Origin of the sequence: Gordonia zhenghanii (assembly GCF_021738965.1) — a bacterium.
GTDB lineage: Bacteria > Actinomycetota > Actinomycetes > Mycobacteriales > Mycobacteriaceae > Gordonia > Gordonia zhenghanii.
Window position 1 is genome coordinate 330,911 of the sequence record NZ_JAKKOQ010000005.1, and the last position, 25,238, is coordinate 356,148.

Consider the following 25,238-nt stretch of genomic DNA (forward strand, 5'->3'; position numbering starts at 1 on the left):
CGCTGGGGCGCATGCCAGCTCGATTCGACTCTTCTGTGTACGCCCAACGACTGGAGCGCGCGACCGCCCTCGCCCGTGACGCAGGCCTCGACGCGATCGTCGTCGGCACCGGCCCGGACTTCCGATATCTGACCGGTTCACCAGCCGAGACCTTCGAACGGCTCACCGCACTGGTCCTCCCTGCCGAGGGCCGTGCACGGATCGTCACCGCTCGCCTCGAGTTGGCATCGCTGCGCGACTCGGCGATCGCCGACCTCCCGGTGGACGTCGTCGATTGGGTCGACGGGCAGGATCAGTACGCGTTGGCCACCGAGGGTCTAGGGCCGGACAGTCGGATCGCGGTGTCCGACTCGCTGCCCGCACTGCATCTCGTCCCACTGTCGGCGCGGACGTCGCACGCTCCCGAGCTGGCCACCGCAGTTCTCCGCGAACTCCGGATGATCAAGGACGACGCGGAGATCGAGGCGCTGCGTCGTGCGGGTGCGGCGATCGACCGCGTGCACGCTCGGATGGGGGAGTTCCTCAAGCCCGGCCGCACCGAGGCCGAGGTGGCCGCCGATATCGACGCCGCCATCCTGGCCGAGGGCCACACCGTCGCCGAGTTCATCATCGTGGGATCAGGCCCGAACGGGGCCGACCCGCACCATGAGCACTCCGATCGAGTCATTACCGCCGACGACGTGGTCGTCATCGACATCGGCGGCCCCGTCGACCCCGGCTACAACTCCGACTCCACCCGCACCTACTGCTTCGGCCCGCCGCGTCCCGAGATCGCAGCAGTGTACGACGTCCTCGAACGCGCACAGGCGGCCGCGGTCGCCATGGCACGTCCGGGAGTGACGGCCCAATCGATCGACGCCGCCGCCCGAGACGTCATCGCCGAAGCCGGCTACGGTGATCAGTTCATTCATCGGACGGGACACGGTATCGGTCTGTCGGTGCACGAGGAGCCGTACATCGTCGGGGGCAACGATGAAGTACTCCGAGAAGGCATGGCGTTCAGCATCGAACCCGGCATCTACTTCAGCGGCGACTGGGGTGCCCGGATCGAGGACATCGTGGTGCTCACCGCCGACGGTTGCGAGCCGTTGAACACACGGCCGCACAGTCTGGTGCAGCTCTAGAACTGGGGAATGCCGATCGGCATCACTGCTGTGACCGTCTGCGCCGGTCCGAGCCAAGGCGCGCTAGCGGCCGCGATCGCCTGATCGTCGAGGCCGCCGATCAGAACCGTTCCGAGTCCATTCTCGGCCGCCCAGAGGTAGATGTTCTGGGCGATGAGGCCGGTCTCGATCCAGCAGAATCTCGTACCCGATGGGGCCCTTGATCGGCGAACACCGTGTCCGCGGTTGCAGTGTCGGCAGACAGTACGAGGGCCGCCGGGCAGTGTTCCACCCAATCGGCGTCGAGAGTTCCCCTGGCCACGTCGGCCATGAAGTCGCCGGCTGCAAGGGTCACCAATTCGTCGTGCACATGGTCATAGCGGTACGCGGCCGATGCCAGAGAGTCCACCGCGTGGGTGATCAGCGTGACCTCGACGTCGTACCTGGCGTGCGCCGAACCGTGTCCGCGGCGACCGTCGGCTGACCGTCCGACCACTGTGGCGACGAGATCGCGCACCGCAGCCGAGTCGATCCGATCGTCGCGGTACGCCTTCGTCGATCGCCGACGCTCCAGAAGACCCCGCAGCGTCGTCATTCCTCGCGTGCGAACATCGACCGCGCGCCGAGGACCCGTTCCACCTGAACCTCGATGACGATGCGCTTGGGGTTCTCCCGGGGCGTGCGGTAGCGCTGTCCATACCGCGCCTCCGCGTCGCGGACGGAGTCGACATCGGAGAGAACGCGGGCCGTCCCCTCGACGGTGATCCACACCGCACCGTCGACGTGCGTCAACGCGGCGTACCCGCCTCGAGCAGCATTCACCGCCTTCTGGTTTCCCCCGGACGTGATCACGCGCGCGATTCCCTCGTCGAAGTCGATTGTGAATCCGATTGCGCAGACATGCGGTGTTCCGTCGGCTCGCAGCGTCGCGAGAGTCGCGAGATGCCGTTCGGTGAGCAGGTCGTGAGCTGCGGGGGAGAGGTCGGCGAGAGTGCGCGTCATGAGTTCGACACTAGCGTCTGGACAATCGCCGACGATCGACTGGAATACTGCAGGGGTGGGAACAATCGTGCTCTTCGGCGGACGCAGCGAGATCGGAGTCGCCACCGCAGCCCGGCTCGCGGCAGGCAACGCGGTGGTGCTCGCGGCCAGACGGCCCGACGACCTAGGCGTCGAGACCCGCGTGCTTCAAGCCGCGGGCGCGACGAGTGTGCACACCGTCGCCTTCGACGCCGACGACGTCGCGACCCACACAGCTCTCATCGCTAAGCTCGTAGCCGACCACGGCCCGATCGAGGCGGCCATCGTCGCGTTCGGCATCCTCGGCGACGGCGCTCGCGCCGAGACCGACGTCGAGCACGCCCTCCAGATCGCACACACCGACTACTACGCGCAGATCAGTGTCCTCACACCGCTCGCCGTCGCCCTCCGCGAACAGGGCTCGGGCACGATCATCATCTACTCGTCCATCGCGGGAGTGCGGGTCCGCCGGGCCAATTATGTGTACGGCTCGACCAAGGCCGGGCTCGACGGCTTCGCAAGCGGACTCGCAGATGCGTTGCACGGTAGCGGTGTCCACCTCTTGCTTGCACGTCCCGGTTTCGTGATCGGCGCGATGACGCGTGATCTGATGGCCTCCGGCGTGGAGCCTGCGCCGATGTCGGTGACCGCAGATCAAGTCGCCGATGCCGTCGCCGTCGCCTACCGCAGGCGGCGTGGCGAGGTCTGGATTCCAGGTCGGCTACGCGCTGTCGCCTTCGCGATGGGCCTCGTCCCGCGCGCGATCTGGCGACGGTTGTCCCGGTGAGCCCTGACATCCCGTTGACCGCTGACATCCCGGTGACCGCTGACGTCGTCGTGGTCGGCATCGGAGCCGACGGCTGGAGGTCGCTGTCGTCGATCGCGCGGTCCGAGCTCTCTGAGGCACTCGTCGTCTACGGCTCGAAGCGCCAACTCGCCCTGCTGCCCGACGACATCGGAGCGACGCGCGTGCCGTGGCGCAGCCCGATGAGCGCGCACCTCGCCGAACTCGCCGCGTCCGATCTGGACGCCCCCGTTCATGTCCTCGCCAGCGGCGACCCGATGTTTCACGGAGTCGGAACCTCACTCGTCCGCGCGTTCGGCGCCGAGCGCGTCCGGGTGTTCGCCCATCCGTCGAGTGCGACGCTCGCTGCCGCCCGCCTCGGCTGGGATCTGGCGAGCACACAGGTGGTCAGCCTGGTGACCTCGCCGGTCGACGCGCTCACCGCACATCTGACCGACGGCGCGGCGCTCCTGATCCTCTCGCGGGACGCGACCACGCCGGCCGATGTCGCAGACCTCCTGGTCGACAAGGGATTCGAAGGCTCACCCTTCACCGTCCTGTCTGATCTCGGCGCCGACACCGAGCGCGCGCACGCAGGCCGCGCCGACACCTGGACCGGTGCTCCGTCCGCACTCAACGTCATCGCGGTCGACTGTGTCGGACCCGCTCGCAGCCGGGCACCCGGCCTCAACGACGACGACTTCGTCCACCGCGGACAGATCACCAAACGACCGATGCGGGCCCTGACCGTCAGCGCACTGCGCCCCGCCGAAGGGCAGACCCTCTGGGATGTGGGTGCGGGTGCGGGGAGCATCGGCATCGAGTGGCTCCGCCTCACGAGGTCGGGGCGAGTCGTCGCTTTCGAGTCGGACGCCGAGCGAGCCGCGGACGTCCTGGAGAACGCACGTCGTCACGGCGTCGCCGATCGGCTCGACCTCCGGGGCGCCGCGCCCGCCGCACTGACCGGTGCGCCGAAGCCCGACACCGTCTTCATCGGCGGCGGAATGACCGCTGACGTCCTCGGGATCGCCTGGCGTTCACTGGTGTCGGGCGGCCGTATCGTCGCCAATGCGGTGACCTTGGAGACCGAGCGGCTCGTCGTCGACGCCGCCGACCGGTGGGGCGGCGAACTGGTTCGGGTCAGCGTCGAACGGGCCGCCCCGCTGGGGCGCTCCACCGCATGGCGGCCCGCACTGCCCATCGTCCAGTGGACGGCCGTGAAGACCGAGACCGGAGAACCTGCATGACCGTCTATTTCATCGGTGCGGGCCCGGGCGCCGCCGATCTCATCACAATGCGCGGAGCCGACCGCCTCCGACGATCTCAGACCTGCCTGTTCGCGGGCTCACTCGTCCCGCGTGAGCTCCTCGACCTGTTGCCCGACGACGCAGTCGCCATCGACACGGCCACGATGCCCCTCACCCGGATCGTCGCCGAGATCGCGAAAGCACACAGTGCAGGGCACGACGTCGCGCGAGTCCATTCAGGCGATCTCGCCCTCTACTCGGCCCTCACCGAACAGCTCAGGCACTTACGGGACCTGGACATCCCATACGAGTTGGTTCCCGGCGTGCCGGCATTCGCGGCCGCAGCCGCCGCCCTCGACGTCGAGCTCACCGTGCCCGGGGTGGGGCAGAGCCTGCTGATCACGCGAGTGTCCACACTGTCCACGGACATGCCGCCTGGGGAGGACCTCGCGTCACTCGCGCAAACGGGAGTCACGCTCGCGCTGCACCTCGCCGCACATCGCACCGCGCAGATCGTCACCGCGCTGGCGCCGCACTACGGCGCCGACTGTCCCACCGCGACGGTCGCGTTCGCCTCGCGCGACGACCAACAGATCGTGCGCACGCCGCTGGCCGAACTCCCGCAGGTTCTGGCCGAGGCCGGCATCACCAAGACCGCGGTGATCTTCGTCGGACGCGCCCTGGACGGCGCGGCGCATCCTGACCTGGTGGACAGCTACTTGTACTCGCACGCCCGTATGCAGAAGCTGCGGACCGACGGAACGCTCGACGATGCCTGACGTGCTGATCCTCGGGGGCACCGGCGAGGCGCGAGACCTCGCGGCTGCCCTGCTCGACGGCGGGACCGATCTCGTCAGCTCGCTGGCGGGACGGGTCAAGGATCCGCGACTGCCCGTCGGCGAGGTCCGGATCGGTGGTTTCGGCGGCAGCGAGGGACTCGCGCGCTACCTACGCGAGAACGCGGTACGGGTCGTCGTCGATGCGACACACCCGTTCGCCGCGCGGATCACCTCGAATGCGGCCGCCGCCTGTGCCGACTCGGATGTCGCCTACCTGCGCCTGGCGCGTCCTCCGTGGTCGCCGGCACCGGGGGACCGCTGGACGCACGTGCGCGACGTCGACGCGGCGGCCGCCGTCGTCGCCGAACGCGGCGGTCGGGTGCTTCTCACGACGGGCCGTCAAGACGTCGCCGCGTTCGCCGGTGTCGACGACGTCTGGTTCCTGATCCGCGTCGTCGACGCTCCTGAGACGACTCTTCCGCCGAACCACGAGCTACTCCGGTCGCGGGGGCCATACACCCTCGAGTGCGAACGAGAGTTGTTGGAACGCAACGAGATCGATCTGCTCGTCACGAAGAACAGCGGTGGCGATCTGACGGCGGCGAAGCTTCAGGCCGCAGCGGATCGGGGCATCGAGGTCGTCGTCGTCGACCGGCCGACCGAGCCCGCGGGAATCACCTCGGTGTCGACCGTCGACGATGCCGCGACACGTGTTCACACTCTGCTACGAGCCTAGTGACCACATACGGGTAACGCGGCTCGTAGCAACGAGATCAGCGCCCGTAGTGACGCGGCGTGAACACCAGATCGCCTGCCGGTCGCCGGGCGGCGACTGTCGTCGACGAGCCGATGATCACGAGGGTCCGCATGTCGACGGTCGACGGGTCGAAGTCGGCGGCGGTCGTCACGGTCAGTCGTTCGCCTGGACCTCCGACGTCGCGCCCCTGAATCACCACGCGGTCAGCGGAGACAGTCTCCGCGAGGATCTCTTTCAACCGCTGGATCTGCTCGGTCCGCTTGGACGACGCCGGGTTGTAGATCGCGACGGCCAGATCGGCTGCGATCGCGTGCCGCAGCCGGTCCTCGATCACAGCGCCCGGCTTGAGCAGGTCAGAGAGCGAGATCACGGCGAAGTCGTGTCCCAGCGGAGCGCCCGCGGCGGCGGCGACGGCGTGCGCCGCGCTGACACCGGGGACCACCCGCACCGGCACGTGCTGCCACGGCGGCTCGGACGCCACTTCGCTGACAGCGGCGGCCATCGCGAACACACCCGGATCGCCCGACGAGACGACGGCGACCCGAGCCCCGCGGGACGCGAGGTCGAGGGCGTACTCGGCGCGCTCGGCCTCGACTCGATTGTCACTGGCGTGCACTCGTTGGCCCGGTCGCGCGGCGACGCGAGCAAGGTAGGTGGTGTAGCCGATCAAGTCGGTGGCCGCGGCTAGCTCGGCCGATACCTGCGGGGTCGTCTGATCGAGGGGTCCGGGGCCCAGCCCGACGACGACCACCTCGCCTGCGGTCGAGGACTCCCCGGCGTACGGGTTATTGCGCCCACCGGGAACGACGATCAGCGAGAAGTAGGGGACCGTCTCGGGATCGACGTCGGCGACGCGCTCCACCCGCTGCCGGGCGGTCGACGCGCGTTCGACGTACCACGCCTCGTCGAGCCTGCCCGCCTTCGCCAACGCGTCGCGTACCTTCGTGAACGTCCGCCCGAGCTTCATCACGGCGAGCGCTTTGCCCGAACGGAATCCGGCGACGAGTTCGCCCGGCTCGGCAGTGCCCGGAAGAACCGTCAACGTCTCCTCGCCCTCGACGAGCGGGATGCCGACGGCGGCGGACGCCGCACTCACCGATGTCACTCCAGGAATGATCTCGGCTTCGAAACGGTCGATGAGCCGCTTGTGCATGTGCATGTACGAGCTGAAGAAGAGCGGATCGCCCTCAGCGAGTAGAACGACGTCGCGACCGGCTTCGAGGTGCTCGGCGAGACGGGCGGCGCTCTCGGTGTAGAAGTCGCTCATCGCCCCGGCGTAACCACCCGGATGATCGGTGGTCTCGACGGTCAGCGGATACATGAGCCGCTCGTGAGTCTGGCCGTCGCGCAGGTAGGGCCGCGCCACCGACAGTGCTATCGAATTGCCATGGCGCGCAGAGTGAAACGCGATCACGTCGGCCCGCTCGATGACCCGCGCCGCTTTGACTGTTACGAGTTCGGAGTCGCCGGGCCCGAGCCCGACACCCCAGAGTTTGCCGCTCACTCGACCACGCTCGCGAGCGCGTTGAGTGCCGCGGCGGTGATCGCCGAACCGCCGCGCCTGCCGGTCACGGTGATGTACTCGAGGTCGGACCGCGCGGCGAGCGCCGCGCACGACTCGGCGGCCCCGATGAAACCGACCGGCGCCCCGATGACGGCGGCGGGACGCGGCCAGCCCTCGTCGATCAGATCGAGGAGCGCGAACAGCGCGGTCGGCGCGTTGCCGATCGCGACGACGGACCGCGCCAGGTCGTCTCGCCAGTACTGCAGTGCGGCAGCGGTACGCGTGTTGCCGAGCTTCTCGGCGAGTTCGGCGATGCCCGGCTCCTGCAGATGGCACCGCACCTCGTTGTCGGCAGGAAGGCGCTTGCGCGTCACTCCGGACGCGACCATGTTCGTGTCGCACAGGATCGGTCCACCCGCTGCCAGTGCGGCGCGGGCCGCGGTGACCACGCCGGGTGTCGCGACGACGTCGGCGGCGAGATCGGTCTGCCCGGACGCATGGATCATGCGCACGACGACGGGTTCGGTGTCGGCCGGGAAGCGGCCGAGATCCGACTCTGCTCGAATCGTGGCGAACGATTGCCGATAGATCTCGGCACCATCACGGATGTAGTCGGTCATAATGCGTTCGACAGTACTGAGTGACCCTGCGGGACTCGTCTGGCGGGTCAGCCGTGCCGCGCGGTGCGGATGTACCCGTCCGACGAGGCGAGCACTCGCACATGGGATCGGGTCGGTGTTCCGCAGCCTCGGTCGCACCCGAGCCAGTGCTCGGGGTGCGGCGGACCCGCTTCCGGGTCGAGTCCGGCGACGTGGAGGCCGAGATCGCCGCGAACGTCGGTCAACGACTTACCGCAGCCCGGAGCTCCGGTGCACGCTGTCAGCGCGGTCCACGGAGACTGCGCGTCGAAGACGAACCCCAGCGGTGCGAGGACGCGGACGACGGTGTCGGCCACCGCCTCGTCGAGGTCGCCGATGAGGAGCTCTCGTTCGGGCGTGACGGTGATCGGACTGCCGACCGCCGCGGCGAAGTGCGCCTGCTGCGCGGTCAGCCGAGCCAACGGCACGACGGCTCCGAGCATCACCCGGCCGTCGGCCTGTATGAACCAGCCGACCCGCGATTCGGGGACTCGTGCAGCAGGCGACGTCTCGTCCCGCAGGCCGAGGCGCTCGTACAGCGCGCCGTGGCGGCGGTCGTCGAGGTCGGCGACTCGCCATACCCCCTCGGCGATCTCGGCGAACGCCGATGCCGCCTCGATCATCGCGGCAGCCAGATCGGTGTGGGCGACCCGTTCACCGACGCGGACCCCGCCGACGACGACCACCGAGCTGTCGGCGTCGATCGCTGCTCCGGTGATGTCTGCGGCGCGGGCGAGGACGTCACCGCGCCCGTCGTCCAGACCGAACCAGAACCGACCTGAGAGCACGGTCGACCAGGATGCTCCGACGAGCCGTGCGTGCAGTTCTTGGGCCACCGGCCGCAAGTCCGTCAGGCCCCCGACTCGGCCGGTGAACGGCGACATCGCGACGTTTCGAACTCGGTCGTGGTCGGCGTCCGACGCCAGTCCCGCAGCGCGCACCGCCGCGCCGAACTCGTCGACCCGCGAGGCCTCGATCCCGCGGACCTGCAGATTGCCGCGCACGGTGATCTCGATGGTCCCGTCACCGAACTCGTCGGCGGCTGCCGCCAGCGAGTCGAGCGCTGCCGCGTCGATCACACCGCCGGGAATCCGGATGCGGGCAAGCCGACCGTCGGCCGCCTCGTGCGTCGCGAACACGCCGGGGCAGCGATCAGGCGCGGGACCGGTCGCAGAAGTACTCACCCGTCCAGACTAGGCGGCGTCGGCACAGATACGCTGAGCGGGAACAATCGACGTGGAAGCCGGTGTGACGCCGGCGCGGACGCGCCACTGTATGAGCCGAACGACGACGGCTCGAGCCAGACCCACGTCGATCGACCGGAATCATCCGGTCGGTCCCAACGATGCCGGGCGCGCCAACCCGGCGAGGAGCGAACCTCGTGATCACGCTGCTGTCCACGTCCGACACCGACCTGCGCACCGCCGCCACCTGCGGGGCCGAGTACCGGGTGGCCAACCCGAGCCGAATCCTGCTCGACGACATCCCCGGCCTGCTCGACGGCGCGGATCTCGTCGTCGTCCGGATTCTCGGCGGGCGTCGTGCGTGGGACGAGGGCCTCGACGCCGTCCTGTCGCATCAGACGCCGGTCGTAGTGCTCTCCGGAGAACTCAACCCCGACCCGGACCTGATGGCGCTCTCAACCGTGCCCACCGGTGTCGCCGCGCAAGCCCACAGCTATTTCGTCGCGGGCGGTCACGCGAATCTCGCTGCCGTGCACGACTTTCTCTCCGACACCGTGCTGCTCACCGGTCTCGGCTTCGCGCCGCCCGTCGAGACGCCCGCGTGGGGAGTGCTCGACCGCGACGCTCGCGACGTCGTCGGCGGCCTCGGTGCCGCGTCGCGCGTCGGCGTCCTCTACTACCGGGCACAGCATCTGGCGGGGAACACCGAGTACGTCGACACTCTGTGCGCGGCAATCGAAGACCTCGGCGCGACCGCCGAAGCGGTCTACTGCGCGTCGTTGCGGGCCGCCGACGACGACCTGATCGCCCAGCTCGGTACGTACGACGCGCTGATCGTCACTGTCCTCGCCGCGGGCGGTACGACGCCCGCGACCGCGGGCGCTGGCGGCGACGACGAGGCGTGGAACGTTGAACGGCTTGCCGCACTGGATATCCCGATCCTTCAAGGACTGTGTCTGACGAGTTCACGCGCTGACTGGGAAGCAGCCGACGACGGCGTCTCGCCGCTCGACGTCGCCAGCCAGGTGGCCGTCCCCGAGTTCGACGGCCGCATCATCACCGTTCCGTTCTCGTTCAAGGAGTTCGACGACAACGGACTGCCGTTCTACGCGCCCGACGCCGAACGCTGTGCGCGAGTGGCCGGGATCGCCGTCCGACACGCCCGCCTGCGTCATCTGCCCACCGCCGACCGCCGGGTAGCGCTGCTGTTGTCGGCGTACCCGACCAAGCACGCCCGGATCGGCAACGCAGTCGGCCTGGACACTCCGCGCAGCCTCGTCCACCTGCTCCGCGCGCTCGGCGACGCAGGCTACGTCCTCGGCGACGGCGCCGACATCCCCGGCCTCGGCGCGACGCCCGCGGACGACGACCCCGACGCGCTGATGCACGCGCTCATCGACGCGGGCGGGCAGGACCCGGACTGGTTGACCGAGGACGCACTCGCAGCCAACCCCATACGAGTGGGGGCCGCGGAGTACACGTCATGGTTCGCAACGCTGTCCGAAGGGCTGCGCACGTCGGTGATCGAGCACTGGGGGCCGCCACCCGGCGAACTGTTCGTCGACCGGACTCACAATGCCGACGGCGACATCGTGATCGCCGCGATGACGTTCGGCAGCGTCGTCCTGCTCGTGCAGCCGCCCCGTGGGTTCGGCGAGAACCCCGTCGCGATCTACCACGACCCGGACCTGCCGCCCAGCCACCACTACCTGGCGAGCTATCGCTGGTTGGCCTCGCGCACCGACGTCGACGGCTGGGGCTTCGGCGCCGACGCGATCGTCCACGTCGGCAAGCACGGCAACCTGGAGTGGCTGCCGGGCAAGACGCTCGGCATGTCCGCCGACTGCGGCACCGACGCCGCCATCGGCGACCTGCCGTTGATCTACCCGTTCCTGGTGAACGATCCGGGCGAGGGCACCCAGGCCAAGCGCCGGGCACACGCCGTGCTCGTCGATCACTTGATTCCGCCGATGGCGCGCGCGGAGTCGTACGGCGACATCGAACGTCTCGAGCAACTGCTCGACGAGCACGCGAACATCTCGGCGCTCGACCCGGCGAAGCTGCCCGCCATCCGCCAGCAGATCTGGACTCTGCTGACGGCCGCGAAGATGGACAGCGACCTCGGCCTCGCGCAGCGACCGGACGAAGAAGTGTTTGACGACATGCTGCTGCACGTCGACGGCTGGCTGTGCGAGATCAAGGACGCTGCGATCCGGGACGGCCTCCACGTCCTCGGTCAGGCGCCCGACGCCCAGACCGAGGTGGACCTGGTCCTCGCGATGCTTCGTGCCCGCCAGATCTGGGGCGGCTCACAGACTCTGCCCGGCCTGCGCGAAGCCCTCGGCCTCGTCGAGAACGAGTCGGTCCGCGGCGAGGTTGACCGTGTCGAGGCGATCGCCCGCGAAGTCGTGTCCGCCTGCGCGGCAGGGGACTGGTCCGACGACGCCGTCGCCGCGGCAGCACATGGACACCCCGACCAGGTCGGGCAGATTCTGGCGTTCGCCGCCCACGAAGTGATTCCGCGACTGCGTGAGACGTCCCGCGAGATCGATCAGGTGCTCCACGCGCTCGACGGCGGGTTCATCGAATCGGGCCCGAGCGGGTCGCCGTTACGCGGTCTCATCAACGTGCTGCCGACCGGCCGCAACTTCTACTCCGTCGACCCGAAGGCCGTCCCGTCGCAGCTGGCGTTCGAGACCGGCCGCGCGATGGCCGACTCACTGGTCGAACGCTATCTCGCCGACCACGGCCAGTATCCGGCGTCGGTCGGACTGTCGGTGTGGGGGACCAGCGCCATGCGAACCTCCGGCGACGACGTCGGCGAGATCCTCGCCTTGCTCGGCGTCGCACCCGTGTGGGACGAGATGTCCCGCCGGATCACCGGGCTCGAACTCGTGCCCGCAGAAGAACTCGGCCGTCCGCGTATCGATGTGACCATTCGCGTCTCCGGATTCTTCCGTGATGCGTTCTCGCACGTGGTCACCATGCTCGACGACGCCGTGCGTCTCGCCGCCGACGCCGACGAGACCGATGACCAGAACTACGTGGCGGCGCACGCGCGCGCCGCGGTTGCCGAGCACGGCGACGTGCGCCGTGCGACCACCCGAGTGTTCGGCTCACGACCAGGCACGTACGGCGCAGGCCTGCTGCAGTTGATCGACTCCAAGCAGTGGCGCACCGATGAGGACCTCGCCGCCGTCTACACCGAGTGGGGTGGCTACGCGTACGGACGTGACCTCGACGGAGTGGCCGCCGTCGACGACATGCGAGCCGCCTACCGCCGGATCGCCGTCGCCGCGAAGAACACTGACACCCGCGAACACGACATCGCCGACTCCGACGACTACTTCCAGTTCCACGGCGGAATGGTCGCGACGGTCCGCGCACTGACCGGTGAGAACCCCGAGGCCTACATCGGCGACTCGACGCGGCCCGATTCCGTGCGCACCCGCACCCTGCACGAGGAGACCTCCCGCGTGTTCCGGGCGCGGGTGGTGAACCCGCGCTGGCTCTCTGCGATGCGTCGGCACGGTTACAAGGGAGCCTTCGAGATGGCGGCGACCGTCGACTACCTCTTCGGGTACGACGCGACCACCGACGTCGTCGCCGACTGGATGTACGAGCAGCTCACCGAGCAGTACGTCCTCGACGAGACCAACCGCGAGTTCCTCGAGCAGTCCAATCCGTGGGCGCTGCACGGCATCTCCGAACGACTCCTGGAAGCCGTCGAGCGAGACATGTGGAAACAGCCGCCGCCGGAGCTCCTGGACCAGTTGCGACAGGTCTATCTCGAAGCCGAAGGAGACATCGAAGGCCGGTCCGAAGACTGACGATCGTCGCGATCGGGAACTCTCACGGCCCACGATGCGTTACACAGGTGAACACCACCTCGTGTATCGGAGAGTGACGAAGCATGATCAGGCTCGCAATCGTGGCCTACCTTGTCGTGGAGATCGCGGCGTTCTGGGCGCTCACCCACTTCCTGGGATTCGGGTGGGCGCTGTTGATCACCATCGGAGCGGCAGCCGTCGGCTTCGCGGTTCTCGGCCGCCGTGCCCGTACGTTGACCGCCGACCTGCGCAGCGCGGCGCGCCGTGAACCCACCGGCGCGCGCCCGGCGGGCGACGGCGTCCTCTTCGCGGGGTCCGCGCTGTTCACGATCCTGCCGGGTGTCGTGTCTACCGTCGTCGGGCTGATCCTCATGACGCCGCCCGCCCGCAAGGTCCTCAGTCCGGCTGTGGAAGCCGGCATGATGCGCCGCGCATCCGTCCTGGTGACAGGTGGACGAGGGCCGCTCGGCGGACGTCGCGGTGGCGCTCGCTACGTGGACGGAACGGTCGAGGGCAGCGTGATCGACGAGACGTCGGACGTCGTCGACGTCACTAAGCGTCGCCCCGACGGCACAGTCCACATCGACGTGCCCGGCCTACCCGAGCCGCCCGCGGCCCGACCCTGACACAATCGAAGGCGTGACGACGCAACTGCTCCTCGGCGGGACTGTCTATTCCTCGCCCGCCGTACCCGATGCCACTGCCTTCGCGATCACCGACGGAATCGTCGTATGGGTCGGGACCGACGACGTCGGTCGCGCGCTCCATCCGGACGCCGAGATAGTCGATTTGGACGGGCATTTCGTCGCGCCCGCGTTCGTGGACTCCCACGTCCACCTCACCGACACCGGTCTACGCCTCACCGGACTGGACCTGAGCGGGGCCACCAGCCGGACCGACTGCCTCGATCGGCTCGCAGCCTTCCTCGAGACCTCGGACGACCCGATCGTGTGGGGGCTCGGTTGGGACTCGTCCACCTGGGACGGCTCGGACGCCGAGGGACTCCCGCCGACCACGGCCGACCTCGACGCCGTCGCCGGAAACCGGCCCGTCTACCTGGCGCGCGTCGACGAGCATTCGGCAGTCGCGTCGAGCGCCTTGCGCGACCTCGTCCACGGCATCGAAGCGGCGACCGGCTATCAGGCGCAGGCGCCCCTCGTCGCCGACGCCCACCACCGAGTCCGCGCCGCCGCGCGTGGTCTCACCACCCCCGAGGCACGGCGGCGCGCGCAGCTGACAGCCCTCGATCACGCCGCGTCACGGGGTGTCGTGGCCGTCCACGAGAACGGCGGCCCCGACATCAGCGGGGTCGACGACTTCCGGTCGGTCGCCAATCTCGATCACCCCGTTCTGGTCCGCCGCTATTGGGGACAGCCGGTCAGCAGCCTCGAGGAGGCCAGGGCCGTGATGTCCGCGATGGGCGCGGACGCCCTGGGAGGAGACCTGTTCATCGACGGGGCGATCGGTTCGCGCACTGCGTGGCTGATCGACGAGTACTCCGACGCCGAGGGCGAATACGGAGTCAGCTATCTCGACGAGGAGACCATCACCGCCCATCTGCGCGCCACGACCCTCGCAGGCATTCAGGCCGGGTTCCACGTGATCGGCGACGGGGCCGTCGCCGCTGTCGCCGCGGCGATGAGCACTGTCGCCGACGAACTCGGCACCCCGGCACTGGCTCGCTGTGCGCACCGCCTCGAGCACGCTGAGATGGTGACCTCCGATCAAGCCGAGCTGTTCGCGCGCTGCGGTGTCATCGCGTCCATGCAGCCGTTGTTCGACCACGCCTGGGGCGGCGACGACGCCCTGTACATCCACCGCCTCGGAGAGCGCGCCCCGACGCTCAACGACTTCGCCGGACTGGCGCGCGCGGGTGTGGCGCTGGCCTTCTCCAGCGACGCACCGGTGTGTGACATCGATCCGTGGGCGAGCATTCGAGCCGCAGTCCACCACCACACTCCGACCAATGCGATCTCGCCGCGCGCGGCGTTCGCCGCGTGCACCCGAGGCGGATGGCGAGCAGGCGGTGTGAACGACGGTCTGACCGGCACCCTCGTGCCTGGCGCACCCGCACACTACGCGGTGTGGGACGTCGACGACCTGGTCGTCGCAGCATCGCACCAGAGCGTCCAACGGTGGTCCACCGACCCGCGTTCCCGGGTGCCCGCCCTGCCGAACGTCGAGCCCGGAGCCCGCTTGCCGGAGTGCGTCCGCACCGCGATCTCAGGCGAGATCGTGTACGAACGGCCCACTGCGTGAGTTTCCCCGGCTGGGCGTGGCGTCTGGCAGGCGCTGCGGCGGGCGGCGGACTCATGTTCGCGGCCTTTCCGCCCCGGGACCTCTGGTTCCTCGCTCCGCTGTCGCTCGGGGTCTTGTACGCCGTGCTGCGAGTGGGACGTCCTCGCGTTCGCGTCGGAGCACTCGCCGGATTCGTCTACGGCCTCGTGTTCTTCGTGCCGCTTCTCCCGTGGATCGGCGAATACGTCGGCCCGCTGCCGTGGTTGGCGCTCGCCGCGATCATGGCGCTCTACCTCGCGGCGTTCGGCGCCATCGCGACGCTGACCATGCGCTTGCGGTGGGCTCCGCTGTGGTTCGCGATCACGTGGACCGGTGTCGAAGCCGTCCGCTCGTCGTTCCCGTTCGGCGGCTTCCCCTGGGGGCGAGCGGCTTTCAGTCAGACTTCGGGCCTGCTTCTGCCGACGACGTCGGTCGTCGGCGCACCGGGGGTGTCGTTCCTGATCACCCTCGTCGGTGCGGGCGCTGCGTCGCTGGTGCTGTCGGCAGTGGCCGCGCGCGGCGCAACGCCGTCGTTGCAGCGACTGTCCTGGAAGCGATTGAGCGCCGCTGCTGCAGCCGTCCTCGTCCCGCTCATTGCGGGCGGCGTCCTCCTCGGAACCGGGGCGCCCGGAACGCACCCGACGTCGACGCTCGACGTCGCAGCCGTTCAAGGCAATGTGCCGCGTCTCGGACTGGACTTCAACGGACAGCGCCGCGCCGTTCTGGACAACCATGTCCGCACCACTCTGGAGATGGCTCGCCAGGTACGCGCGGGCCAGCGCGAACAGCCCGACGTCGTCCTGTGGCCGGAGAACGCCTCCGACATCCCGCCGCTGCAGAACCAGGACGCCGCAACTGAGATCCGTACCGCGGTGACCGCGTCCGGTGCACCGCTGGCTCTCGGAACCCTCATGCCCAATGAAGAGGGGCCAACCAACAGTGTCTTGCTGTGGGGGCTGCAGGGCGGCGTCGCCGACGAAGAGCCGTCCGACCGGTACGACAAACACATCATTCAGCCGTTCGGCGAATACCTGCCGTGGCGCGACTTCTTCCGACACTTCTCGTCGTACGCCGACCGCGCAGGCAACTTCCAGGCGGGCAGCGGGCCGGGCGTCATCACCGCGCACACCTCGCGCGGCGACGTCCGCATCGGCGTGTCCACGTGCTGGGAAGTCGCCTTCGACCGGTCACCGAGGAAAGCCGTCGACGACGGCGCACAGTTCCTGTACGTACCGACGAACAACGCGACGTTCGGCCTCACCGACATGAGCAGTCAACAGTTGGCGATGTCGCGGGTCCGCGCCGTCGAGACGGGCCGGTCGGTCGCCGTGGTGTCGACCAGCGGACTGAGCGCATTGATCAGGCCCGACGGATCGGTCATCGACCAGAGTGGGCTGTTCGAGGCTGCGATCCTGCAGAGTCCGCTCGAGCTGCGCGAGGGGACCACTCCAGCGGTATGGGCCGGCCCCTGGCCCGAGCGGGTCGTACTGGTCGTCATGGTGCTCGGGTTTTTGTACGCGTTGTACACAACGACTAGCCTCGAAATGTTCGCCGGTGGATCTCGACTCCGCTCGATCAGCGGAAAGGGCCGCTCGAACGACGGAACGGATCGCTCGATCAGCGGGGAGGACCGCTCGAGCAACGAAGCGGGGCAGGGCGAGCGCGGCACACAGACGGAGGAGCACGATGAGCGGTAACGATCAGCACGTGGTCGGGAAGTACGGAGCCCGGGCTCTCGTCGTCGTACCCACGTTCAACGAGCGAGAGAACCTCCCGCTCATCGTCGATCGACTCTTCACCTCGCTCGGCGACATCCACTTGCTCGTCGTCGACGACTCGAGTCCGGACGGTACCGGCGACGTCGCCGACCGACTCGCCGCCGACGACACAGCCGGTCGCATCCATGTTCTGCACCGCACGGCGAAGGACGGCCTCGGCAAGGCCTACCTCGCCGGATTCGCGTGGGGACTGGCCCGCGAGTACCAGGTGATCATCGAGATGGACGCCGACGGCTCGCATGCTCCGGAGCAGTTGCACCGCCTGCTCGCCGCGATCAACGACGGCGCCGACCTGGTCATCGGCTCCCGGTACGTCCCCGGCGGAGCACTCGTCAACTGGCCTAAGCGTCGCGAAATCCTGTCTAAGGGCGCCAATACTTATGCACGTCTCGCGCTCGGCGTCCACATCAACGACATCACCGCAGGTTACCGCGCGTTCCGTCGCGAGGTACTCGAGAAAATCGGCTTGGACGAGGTCGAGTCGGCCGGGTACTGCTTCCAGATCGACCTCGCCTGGCGCAGCCTGCAGCACGGATTCACGATCCGCGAAGTGCCGATCACGTTCACCGAACGCGCCATCGGCGAGTCGAAGATGGACGGGGGCGTCATCGCCGAGTCGTTCATCAACGTCGCGCGCTGGGGAATCCAGGGCCGCCTTGCCAAACGGCGACGCTGACCGCCGACGCGACTGAACACCGGAAACAGGACGGCCCCGGCGTGAGCCGGGGCCGTCCTGTATTGATGTTCTCTTAAGCGGTTCCGCCGCGCCTGCGCTGCTTGAGCAAGTCGAGTCGCTCGGCGAGGAGCACGTCGAGTTCCTCCTCGGAGCGTCGTTCGAGCAGCATGTCCCAGTGGGTACGCGGGGGCTTGCCCTTCTTCTCCTCCGGCTCAGCGCCTTCGAGAATGGTGCCTTCCATACCGTTTTTGCACGGCCACTTCGACGGGATCTCCGCCTCGTCGGCGAACGGGATGTCGAAGATCTCACCATTGTCGGTGCGGTACTGGACGATCCGCCGCGGTGCGAGGTCGTGGTCGCGATCGGTCTCGTAGCTCACCGCTCCGAGTCGGCTACCGCGCAGTACTCGATCAGCCATTCATGGTTCCTCTCAACAGACAGATGATCCAGACCAGTCTACGCGTCACTCGGCGGTGATGCGCAGACGCGTCCGATCATGCGAGTAACGTCCACGGAGTGTCCTTGACGTCCCAACACAAGCGACCGTATGCATGTGCCTGGTGCGGACGACAGATGGTCGACTCCGAATCGGGCCGCAGGCGGAAGTACTGCAAGCGATCCTGCCGCCAACGAGCCTACGAACAGAGAACGCTTGTTGCAGGCACGGCTATTCCCGGCGACGCGCTGATCCTGTCCGCAGAGGAGGCCGAGTCACTCCGCGACCGGCTGTTCGAGTTGCGCTGCGCAGCTCAGGACATTCGGACCGCCATCGGTGAGAACGCCGATCACAGCGCCCTGGGGTCGATGGCGGACGAGCTCGTCAGGCTCGCCGAAGAGTCGGAACGCCTGCGATGATCGCGCGGGTGTTCGGCGCTTCGTTCGTCGTCACGATCATCGCCCTCGCCGTCGCATATCTGTACGCCGGATGGTCGGGGGTCGCGTTGTGCGCGATCCTCGGCGTCCTCGAGATCTCGCTGTCGTTCGACAACGCCGTCATTAATGCGACCGTCCTCGAACGCATGAGCCCGATGTGGCAGAAGATCTTCCTCACCGTCGGCATCCTCATCGCGGTCGTCGGCATGCGTTTGCTGTTCCCCCTGGTCATCGTCTGGGCCACCTCGGGGCTCAACCCGGTGGACGCCATGGACCTCGCACTGAACCCGCCGAGCGACGGTGCCGCAGCTTTCGCCGACGGTTCACCGAGTTACGAGACGCTCCTCACCGATGCGCACCCCCAGATCTCAGCGTTCGGCGGCATGTTCCTGATCATGCTGTTCTTGGACTTCGTCTTCGACGACTCAGGTGTCACGTGGTTGAGCCCGATCGAAAAGCCACTCGGACGCATCGGACGCATCCCGGGCGCGTCGACCGTCGTCTCGTTGGGCGCACTCGTGATCGCAGCCCAGTTCACCGCCGCAGACGACACGGTCTCGGTGCTGACCGCGGGCATCCTCGGGCTCTTCACCTACCTCGTCGTCAACGGCCTGACCGGACTCATCGAGACAGACGAACCGGACGGGCAGGCAGGAGATGCGTCGTCCGGGCCGAGCGAGGCGACCAAGGCCGTCGGCAAGGCGGGGTTGTTCCTGTTCCTGTACTTGGAGGTCCTCGACGCGTCGTTCTCGTTCGACGGGGTCATCGGAGCGTTCGCGATCACCTCGGACCCGATCCTGATCGCACTCGGGCTCGGTTTCATCGGCGCGATGTTCGTGCGTTCGATCACGATCTACCTCGTGCGTGCCGGTACCCTCTCGGAATTTCGTTACCTCGAGCACGGAGCGCATTGGGCGATCGGAGCCCTCGCCGTCATCATGCTGGTGAGCGTCGATAAGAGCATCGAGGTTCCCGAGCTCGTCACCGGCCTGATCGGCATCGTGTTCATCGGGGCGGCGACAGCGTCGAGTGTCTGGGCCAACAGGAGGGACGCCGGCACGAATGCCGAAGCCCGATCCGAGACAGAGTCCGAAGGCAGAGTTTAGTTGGGCGCGTGGATCTCCTCGTAAACCTCGCCGACGGGCCGAGCGAGGAGGCGGTCGGTCATCTCCCGTTTGAGCACAGCCAGGTGAGCATCCTCGTCTTCGGTGCGGTCCGCCTTCTTTCCGAGTGCGATGAACTCGTCAGTCACCAGACCGTCGTCGCAGATCTGCAGGGCCACCGTTCGACCGTCATAGTCGAACACCCACACATACCGGGCCAGCGTCGCGCCGCGTTCGGGTTTCGCCAGGTCCGGGTCCACGACGAAGCGATCGCCGGTGACGGCGCGTAGAACCATCTCGACGGCGTCACGACCGCCCGGCCCCGGGAACGCGGTCCGCACCCGCACGCGGCGTCGTTCGACGTCGCCGAGCAGTGCGACGGCGTGTGACATCGCGCAGAACCCATGCGCCACACCACCAGGAAAGCCCGGGCCATGGTAGCGATCCACGTCTTCGACGGTGAAGTCGATCGACATTCCGTTCTCGAACACGGTCAACATGCGACTGTTCATCCTCTCGTGGCCCACTGCAGAGCCGAATACAACATTTGGGTGGCGCCGGGCATGAAGCCCGAACCGTGGTGATACACCGGGTCCATCGTGGTGACCAGGAACCTGCCTGGTGTCGACTGTTCATCGATGAACAGGATCGAACCGTCGCGCTCACCAGCCTCGGTGTGGAGGTCGACGAGACTCACCGCGCTCTCCGGTGCGTCCAGAACCCCGTGGTAGTGCCAGATGACGGCCCGCTCCGCGAAGAACTCCCACGCCGGATGATCCGGTGCGCGGGTCCGCAAGCGATGGTCCTCACCGGTGCGCCACCACCAGAAGATCGTCGGGCGCGGATGCTCGGTGATGGCGGGAAGCCAGTCGCCGACATGATTCTCGCCGAAGATCAGCACCGTGGCGCCCCGTTCGAGGATGCTCTGGATCTCATCTGCCCACGGCGTCAACAGATCGGGCCGAAGACGGTCGGCTACTACCAGTACGTCCGCGCTGCGGAGCGACTCACGATCGCCGGTCCGCACATGCAACCCAGCCAGCCGGTATGGAGCGAGCGCCGGATCGGCGAGCGTTGCCAAATGAGAGTGACTTCCGCCGTGCAAGAACACCATTCGAGTGGTCATCGGCCCTCCAGCCAATCGATGATCTGGGGGCCGAGGGCTGCGGTCCCGCGGTGCGGCGCCGAGAACTGGAGCAGATCGTTCCCGCCGTGCACCAGGACCCGGCCGGCACCGAGGGGGTACTCGTAGTCGATCGGCGCCGACGTACGCCCGATCGTGTGGACGACTCGCGCGTTCTCCGGAAGATCGAGGTAGCAGCCCCGACCGTAGAAGCCGGCCACACCGATCCGCTCCAACTCCTCGAAGGGCACCGGCTCGCGGCGACCACTGTTGTAGAGAAGCGCCAGCGGATCGATGCCCGCCCAGACCGGGTGGTGAGCGGCGCGCGTCAGAACGAGATCGGCGGGGGAGCGGAAATCGAGTTTGCGCCAACGCGTCAAACCGTCGAGGAAGGCTCGCTGCACATGCCCGTTCACGAGCACGCGGCCGCCGTCGCGCACGAACTCGGTCAGGAGGGCCCGATGCTCCGCCAGGAACTCCTGGTCGACGTCACCGGTCAGGTAGACGCCTGCCACATCCCGATCGAGCAGCGCAGGCAGGTCGTAGACGTCTACTTCGTCGAATCCGTCGACCGACTCGCCTCGTCGCGGTGCCATCAGCGCCTTGAGAATTCGCATGCCGAGACCCCCTTTCCGAAGTCTGGTACCGCGAGGCGTCGCACCGCGCTGGGCGTGTCGACGTCCGACGTCACGATCGGCACCCCATACATCTCGGTCAGCAATTCGCCGGTCAGCAGTTCCTGTGTTGCACCGATACGTTGATCGACGGACGACACCATCAGCATCGAGCGCTCGGCGATGTGCAGAGCGTGATCGGGGTGATGCGTGGTCATGACCACGCACATGCCGTCATCGGCGAGTGCTCGCAGGGCGGTCAGCACACCCGCCTGATTACGCAGGTCCAGGGCCGACGCCGGCTCGTCCAGCACGATGGTGTCGCACTCGGAGACTAGCGCTCGCGCGATCAGCACGAGCTGCCGCTCACCGCCGCTGAGCCCGGTGTACTCCCGCTGCGCGAGATGTCCGGCGCCGACTCTGATTAACGCTTGCTCGGCCGCATGACGGTCCTTCGACGACGGTGCGCTGTAGATCCGAACCTTGCGGGCGCGTCCCATGAGCACGATGTCCAGGACGCTGAAGGAGAACGCCACCGAGTGCGACTGCGGGACATAGCCCACCGAACCCGACATGGTGACCGAGCCCGACACCGGACGCAGCAGACCCGACAGGCATTTGAGCATCGTGGTCTTGCCGCGAGCATTCGGCCCGAGCACGGCGAGAACCTGCCCGGCCTCGGCAGTCACCGACACGTCTTGAAAGATCCACGGTCGGCCGGTGGAGTAGCGATACGAAATCGAGGTGGCCTCAAACATCCGAACCCCACAGCGTTGACCGGTTCTTGAACAGCAGGAGCACGAAGAACGGGGCTCCGATGATCGCGGTGAGGATCCCGATGGGGATCTCTGCACTCGTGGCCGAACGCGCGATCGTGTCGATGACCGTCAGATACGAGGCACCGAGCAGCACACTGATCGGAAGAACTCTCCGGTTGTCCTGGCCGACCATCATCCGCACCAAATGAGGTACGACAAGACCCACCCAGCCGACGACCCCCGCGACCGCGACCGAACCAGCGGTCAAGAGGGCGACACACACCAGCAAGACGCCACGCAGCACTCCGGGCCGAATTCCCATCGCGGTCGCATCCTCGTCGCCCATCGCGAGGATGTTCAGGCGCCACCGCAGCGCAAGCATCACGGTGCCCGCGACCAGGATCGGGACGGCGGCGATGAGGACCTTGCTGTAGGTCGCGGTCCCGAGCGATCCCATCAACCAGAAGACGATCGACGGGAGTTCGCTGTACGGATCGGCGATGTAGGTGACGAACGAGACCATCGACTGGAACATCGCACCGACGACGGTGCCGCCCAGAATGATCATGAGCAGCGGAGCCCCGGGCACCGCTCGTCCGATCGCGAGGACGAGCAGGAGGGCAGCGATGCCGCCGAAGAACGCTCCACCGACGAGTGCGGCTCCACCGGCGCCGGTGAGCAGGACCAGCACGCCGCCGAACGAGGCGCCTGACGACACGCCGAGCATCTGAGCACTGGCGAGTGGATTGCGGAACACACCCTGCATCACCGCACCGGTCAGAGCGAGGCCACCGCCGATGAGCACCGACAGCAGCACCCGAGGCAATCGGACATCGATGACGGTCGAGTACTCCTGCGGGTACCAGGTCTGCCTGATCGGAAACACCTGGCTGGTGAGGATGCGGACGATCTCGTTGACCGGGACCGTATAACGCCCGACGGCCAGTGCGCCGACTGCGACGACCACCAGTACTACTCCGAAGGCAAGGAACAGCACGGTGTTCGTAGCTACCGGTCGGCGTCGCTTCGACGCCACGGATACCGGAGCAGGTGTCGGTGGCGATACGACGTCAGCGGAGGAACTGGTCATAGTCCGCGGCCTCCCTGTTCAAGTCCAGACGCAGGACCTGATCGATCTCATCGTCAGAGATGTCGTAGGCGAACAGATCGTCGAACGCGGACTTCATCTCCGAGCGCAGTTCGCCGGAACGCTCACCCGGATACAGAATGTGATTCATCCACAGCCACATCAGCGGCGACTCAGCGCTCGGGACCTGCCAGCGGTAGCCGCCGAGCGGGGTCTTGTAGACGCGCTTGTTCTTGACCGCACTGGTCGACGCAAGCCGGGTGTCGGCGTAGATGTCGGCCGGCGTGCTCTCATCGAACCCGCTGAGCATGATCACCTCGGGATCCCACGAGAGGATCTGCTCGGCGTTGACCTGACCCGAGTCCGAGACGAAATCCTTCGAAACGAGATCGGCGCCGACGAGGTCGAACTGGAATCCGTCGTACCCGCTGCCGGTCGTGGTGCTGTAGGTGTCGCCCGTTTTAGACAAGATCATCGCGCGCGGCCGCTCGCCCTTGGCCGAGGCGACGCGCTCCCGCATCTCGGCGATCTTCGTGTGCTGCCATTCGACGAGGTGCTCACCGCGCGCTGGCTTGCCCGCGATCTCCGAGAAGAGCGTGATCCACTTCTCCAGATCCTCCTGAGTGCCGTACTCGAGCCCCGCGACGGGCATTCCGGCCGCTTCGATCGGTTCGGTCACACCGGTGCCGCGGTCGCCCCACTGCACGACGACGTCAGGGGAGAGTTGCAAGAGGGTTTCGACGTTTGGCACGAAGTCATTGCCGGCCACGGTCGGTGACGACGCCGATTCAGGGAACATCGTGGCGAACATTCCGCCCTTGTTCGCCGCGAGCGTCGACTCGTTGATTCCGACGATGCGGTCGTAGCTGCGGTCGACAGCGGCGAAGATCGCCGGTGCAGGCATCACTGTGAACGCAACCTTGTCGGCCGGGCCGTCGAGCGTCACCGTTGTGCCGCGCTGGTCGACGATCGTCAGCGAACCCGAGTCGCCGACCCCGGAGTCAGTCGACTCCGCACGGCTCGAGCACCCGGCTGTGAACGTGAGCACGGCGATCACACCGGCCGCCAGCCAGCGACTGCCGGTTCGGCGTGAGGACTGGCGCAAGGCGGAAGTCGTTGATGGCATGGGAGGGAGCCTTCTTTCCGAAGAGCTTGCAAATGCAATTTAGGTTAGCGTTGGCTAATTATCGGGTTGTAGTCGGGTGGACGAAGGCAGAGTCGCAGGCATCGCCGTAGAATCTGGTCCGTGACCCCACCGCGCTCGGATGCGCCGTCCGACGACGACGCGTCGTCGTCCCTGCATCGGGCAGGAGACTTCCTGTCACGAACCGACTCGTCCGATGCCGCGGTACGCGCCGCGCGCCTGGCCCGCAGGCTCGCCCCGCCCGAGACCCCCGTCTTCCCGACCGCCGAGCGCACCTCGGACCGGTTGGCCCGCCTCATCGGCGACACGAAGGCAGGCAGGCCGAGTGCGACCCGCGAACTCGGCCTCGCGTCGGTGTCGTTGTGGCAGAACCTGATCGAACGCAGACGGCCGTCGATAAGCGACACGCCCGTACCCGTGACGATCCTGTTCACCGATCTCGTCAGCTTCTCCTCCTGGGCCCTCCGGGCAGGCGACGACCAGGTCCTCGATCTCCTCAAACAGGTCAACGATGCGTGCACACGCGTCATTCGCAGTCACGGCGGACACGTCGTCAAGACCCTCGGTGACGGCACGATGGCAGTTTTCGTCGATGCCGCACAAGCAGTCGAGGCCGCCAACGAGTGCGGCGAGGCGGTCGCCGCGATCACCGTGAACGGTCACCGCCCGTCGTTGCGTGCCGGAATGCACACCGGCGAGCCGCGCGCCGTCGGAGACGATTTCATCGGCGTCGACGTGAACATCGCGGCTCGCGTCTGCGACGCGGCAGGTTCGGGGGAGGTCTACGTCAGCGACGCGACGCTCGCCGACCTCGACTCCGACCGCTTCGTCGTCAAGAAGCGGCGGTTCCGCGCAAAGGGCGTACCGAAAGAGTTGACCGTCTACCGCGTGTTGCCGCGGTACGACTCCGACGACGCGTAGTTGACGGGATCAAGGTTGCCGGGATCGAGAATCGGCCG

At 67.5% G+C, this 25,238-nt stretch carries 26 protein-coding genes; 13 read left to right on the forward strand and 13 right to left on the reverse strand.

The genetic code is table 11. The features are described 5' to 3' along the window. The first annotated feature begins 11 nt into the window (after nucleotides 1–11). The gene (locus L5G32_RS06265) at nucleotides 12–1,124 is read left to right on the forward strand and encodes a M24 family metallopeptidase (RefSeq protein WP_237010150.1); all 1,113 of its coding nucleotides are present in this window, start codon (nucleotides 12–14) and stop codon (nucleotides 1,122–1,124) included. Here the strand turns inward: L5G32_RS06265 and L5G32_RS19440 are convergent. Genes L5G32_RS19440 through L5G32_RS06275 form a run of 3 tightly spaced genes read right to left on the reverse strand, consistent with a single transcriptional unit; the run spans nucleotide 1,121 to nucleotide 2,105 of the window. After that, on the reverse strand, nucleotides 1,121–1,294 hold the full coding sequence (locus L5G32_RS19440) for a nitroreductase family protein (RefSeq protein ID WP_372491644.1): 174 nt from the start codon (nucleotides 1,292–1,294) through the stop codon (nucleotides 1,121–1,123). The genes L5G32_RS06265 and L5G32_RS19440 overlap by 4 nt on opposite strands. After that, a complete protein-coding gene (locus L5G32_RS06270; protein ID WP_237010151.1) occupies nucleotides 1,225–1,698 on the reverse strand; it encodes a nitroreductase family protein in 474 nt (157 codons plus the stop codon). Before L5G32_RS06270 ends, L5G32_RS19440 begins: the two co-directional genes overlap by 70 nt. After that, nucleotides 1,695–2,105 (reverse strand): PPOX class F420-dependent oxidoreductase, encoded by a 411-nt coding sequence (locus L5G32_RS06275; RefSeq protein WP_237010152.1) that lies wholly within the window; start codon nucleotides 2,103–2,105, stop codon nucleotides 1,695–1,697. The genes L5G32_RS06270 and L5G32_RS06275 overlap by 4 nt, the downstream gene beginning before the upstream one ends. On the opposite strand from L5G32_RS06275, the gene L5G32_RS06280 reads away from it, so the two are divergent. Genes L5G32_RS06280 through L5G32_RS06295 form a run of 4 tightly spaced genes read left to right on the forward strand, consistent with a single transcriptional unit; the run spans nucleotide 2,104 to nucleotide 5,669 of the window. Further along, nucleotides 2,104–2,910, forward strand: coding sequence for an SDR family NAD(P)-dependent oxidoreductase (locus L5G32_RS06280; RefSeq protein ID WP_237010153.1), 807 nt, complete (start codon nucleotides 2,104–2,106; stop codon nucleotides 2,908–2,910). The genes L5G32_RS06275 and L5G32_RS06280 overlap by 2 nt on opposite strands. Beyond that, on the forward strand, nucleotides 2,907–4,154 hold the full coding sequence (gene cbiE / locus L5G32_RS06285) for a precorrin-6y C5,15-methyltransferase (decarboxylating) subunit CbiE (protein ID WP_237010154.1): 1,248 nt from the start codon (nucleotides 2,907–2,909) through the stop codon (nucleotides 4,152–4,154). Before L5G32_RS06280 ends, cbiE begins: the two co-directional genes overlap by 4 nt. After that, nucleotides 4,151–4,933, forward strand: coding sequence for a cobalt-precorrin-4/precorrin-4 C(11)-methyltransferase (locus L5G32_RS06290; RefSeq protein WP_237010155.1), 783 nt, complete (start codon nucleotides 4,151–4,153; stop codon nucleotides 4,931–4,933). Before cbiE ends, L5G32_RS06290 begins: the two co-directional genes overlap by 4 nt. Then, the gene (locus L5G32_RS06295) at nucleotides 4,926–5,669 is read left to right on the forward strand and encodes a cobalt-precorrin-6A reductase (RefSeq protein ID WP_237010156.1); all 744 of its coding nucleotides are present in this window, start codon (nucleotides 4,926–4,928) and stop codon (nucleotides 5,667–5,669) included. The genes L5G32_RS06290 and L5G32_RS06295 overlap by 8 nt, the downstream gene beginning before the upstream one ends. Nucleotides 5,670–5,706: 37 nt before the next feature. Here the strand turns inward: L5G32_RS06295 and L5G32_RS06300 are convergent, their stop codons facing one another. From L5G32_RS06300 to cobG, 3 genes are read right to left on the reverse strand one after another with little or no spacing between them, the layout of a single operon-like run. Beyond that, on the reverse strand, nucleotides 5,707–7,194 hold the full coding sequence (locus L5G32_RS06300; RefSeq protein ID WP_237010157.1) for a precorrin-2 C(20)-methyltransferase: 1,488 nt from the start codon (nucleotides 7,192–7,194) through the stop codon (nucleotides 5,707–5,709). Next, nucleotides 7,191–7,814 (reverse strand): precorrin-8X methylmutase, encoded by a 624-nt coding sequence (locus L5G32_RS06305; protein ID WP_237010158.1) that lies wholly within the window; start codon nucleotides 7,812–7,814, stop codon nucleotides 7,191–7,193. Before L5G32_RS06305 ends, L5G32_RS06300 begins: the two co-directional genes overlap by 4 nt. A gap of 47 nt (nucleotides 7,815–7,861) precedes the next feature. Next, complete coding sequence (gene cobG / locus L5G32_RS06310) at nucleotides 7,862–9,016, reverse strand: precorrin-3B synthase (RefSeq protein ID WP_237010159.1); 1,155 nt, start codon at nucleotides 9,014–9,016, stop codon at nucleotides 7,862–7,864. 197 nt (nucleotides 9,017–9,213) lie between these two features. Here cobG and L5G32_RS06315 point away from each other — a divergent pair, with 197 nt between their 5' ends. The 5 genes from L5G32_RS06315 to L5G32_RS06335 all read left to right on the forward strand — a co-directional run bounded on the left by L5G32_RS06315 (nucleotide 9,214) and on the right by L5G32_RS06335 (nucleotide 17,577). After that, the gene (locus L5G32_RS06315; protein WP_237010160.1) at nucleotides 9,214–12,846 is read left to right on the forward strand and encodes a cobaltochelatase subunit CobN; all 3,633 of its coding nucleotides are present in this window, start codon (nucleotides 9,214–9,216) and stop codon (nucleotides 12,844–12,846) included. Between the two features lie 83 nt (nucleotides 12,847–12,929). Further along, entirely contained in the window at nucleotides 12,930–13,472 is a 543-nt protein-coding gene (locus L5G32_RS06320) for an FxsA family protein (RefSeq protein WP_237010161.1), read from the forward strand. Between the two features lie 13 nt (nucleotides 13,473–13,485). Continuing rightward, a complete protein-coding gene (locus tag L5G32_RS06325; RefSeq protein WP_237010162.1) occupies nucleotides 13,486–15,105 on the forward strand; it encodes an amidohydrolase in 1,620 nt (539 codons plus the stop codon). A gap of 53 nt (nucleotides 15,106–15,158) precedes the next feature. Beyond that, nucleotides 15,159–16,820, forward strand: a complete 1,662-nt coding sequence (lnt, locus tag L5G32_RS06330) for an apolipoprotein N-acyltransferase (protein ID WP_237010255.1) — start codon at nucleotides 15,159–15,161, stop codon at nucleotides 16,818–16,820. Continuing rightward, complete coding sequence (locus L5G32_RS06335) at nucleotides 16,810–17,577, forward strand: polyprenol monophosphomannose synthase (protein WP_237010163.1); 768 nt, start codon at nucleotides 16,810–16,812, stop codon at nucleotides 17,575–17,577. Before lnt ends, L5G32_RS06335 begins: the two co-directional genes overlap by 11 nt. 73 nt (nucleotides 17,578–17,650) lie before the next feature. Here the strand turns inward: L5G32_RS06335 and L5G32_RS06340 are convergent, their stop codons facing one another. Further along, a complete protein-coding gene (locus tag L5G32_RS06340; protein WP_237010164.1) occupies nucleotides 17,651–17,995 on the reverse strand; it encodes an RNA polymerase-binding protein RbpA in 345 nt (114 codons plus the stop codon). 155 nt (nucleotides 17,996–18,150) lie between these two features. On the opposite strand from L5G32_RS06340, the gene L5G32_RS06345 reads away from it, so the two are divergent. Beyond that, nucleotides 18,151–18,432, forward strand: a complete 282-nt coding sequence (locus L5G32_RS06345; RefSeq protein ID WP_237010165.1) for a hypothetical protein — start codon at nucleotides 18,151–18,153, stop codon at nucleotides 18,430–18,432. Continuing rightward, complete coding sequence (locus L5G32_RS06350) at nucleotides 18,429–19,556, forward strand: DUF475 domain-containing protein (protein ID WP_237010166.1); 1,128 nt, start codon at nucleotides 18,429–18,431, stop codon at nucleotides 19,554–19,556. Before L5G32_RS06345 ends, L5G32_RS06350 begins: the two co-directional genes overlap by 4 nt. On the opposite strand, the gene L5G32_RS06355 is transcribed toward L5G32_RS06350, so the two are convergent. Genes L5G32_RS06355 through L5G32_RS06380 form a run of 6 tightly spaced genes read right to left on the reverse strand, consistent with a single transcriptional unit; the run spans nucleotide 19,553 to nucleotide 24,261 of the window. Beyond that, nucleotides 19,553–20,053, reverse strand: a complete 501-nt coding sequence (locus L5G32_RS06355; protein ID WP_237010167.1) for a hypothetical protein — start codon at nucleotides 20,051–20,053, stop codon at nucleotides 19,553–19,555. The two genes, L5G32_RS06350 and L5G32_RS06355, sit on opposite strands and share 4 nt — an antisense overlap. Nucleotides 20,054–20,061: 8 nt before the next feature. Continuing rightward, complete coding sequence (locus L5G32_RS06360) at nucleotides 20,062–20,679, reverse strand: hypothetical protein (protein ID WP_237010168.1); 618 nt, start codon at nucleotides 20,677–20,679, stop codon at nucleotides 20,062–20,064. After that, on the reverse strand, nucleotides 20,676–21,293 hold the full coding sequence (locus L5G32_RS06365) for a hypothetical protein (protein ID WP_237010169.1): 618 nt from the start codon (nucleotides 21,291–21,293) through the stop codon (nucleotides 20,676–20,678). Before L5G32_RS06365 ends, L5G32_RS06360 begins: the two co-directional genes overlap by 4 nt. Beyond that, nucleotides 21,272–22,048: an ABC transporter ATP-binding protein gene (locus L5G32_RS06370; RefSeq protein ID WP_237010170.1), complete on the reverse strand. Its 777-nt coding sequence runs from the start codon at nucleotides 22,046–22,048 to the stop codon at nucleotides 21,272–21,274. The genes L5G32_RS06365 and L5G32_RS06370 overlap by 22 nt, the downstream gene beginning before the upstream one ends. Next, a complete protein-coding gene (locus L5G32_RS06375) occupies nucleotides 22,041–23,138 on the reverse strand; it encodes a FecCD family ABC transporter permease (protein WP_237010171.1) in 1,098 nt (365 codons plus the stop codon). Before L5G32_RS06375 ends, L5G32_RS06370 begins: the two co-directional genes overlap by 8 nt. Beyond that, on the reverse strand, nucleotides 23,119–24,261 hold the full coding sequence (locus tag L5G32_RS06380; protein WP_237010172.1) for an ABC transporter substrate-binding protein: 1,143 nt from the start codon (nucleotides 24,259–24,261) through the stop codon (nucleotides 23,119–23,121). Before L5G32_RS06380 ends, L5G32_RS06375 begins: the two co-directional genes overlap by 20 nt. 120 nt (nucleotides 24,262–24,381) lie before the next feature. Here L5G32_RS06380 and L5G32_RS06385 point away from each other — a divergent pair, with 120 nt between their 5' ends. After that, complete coding sequence (locus L5G32_RS06385) at nucleotides 24,382–25,200, forward strand: adenylate/guanylate cyclase domain-containing protein (protein WP_237010173.1); 819 nt, start codon at nucleotides 24,382–24,384, stop codon at nucleotides 25,198–25,200. The last annotated feature ends 38 nt before the right edge of the window (nucleotides 25,201–25,238 follow it).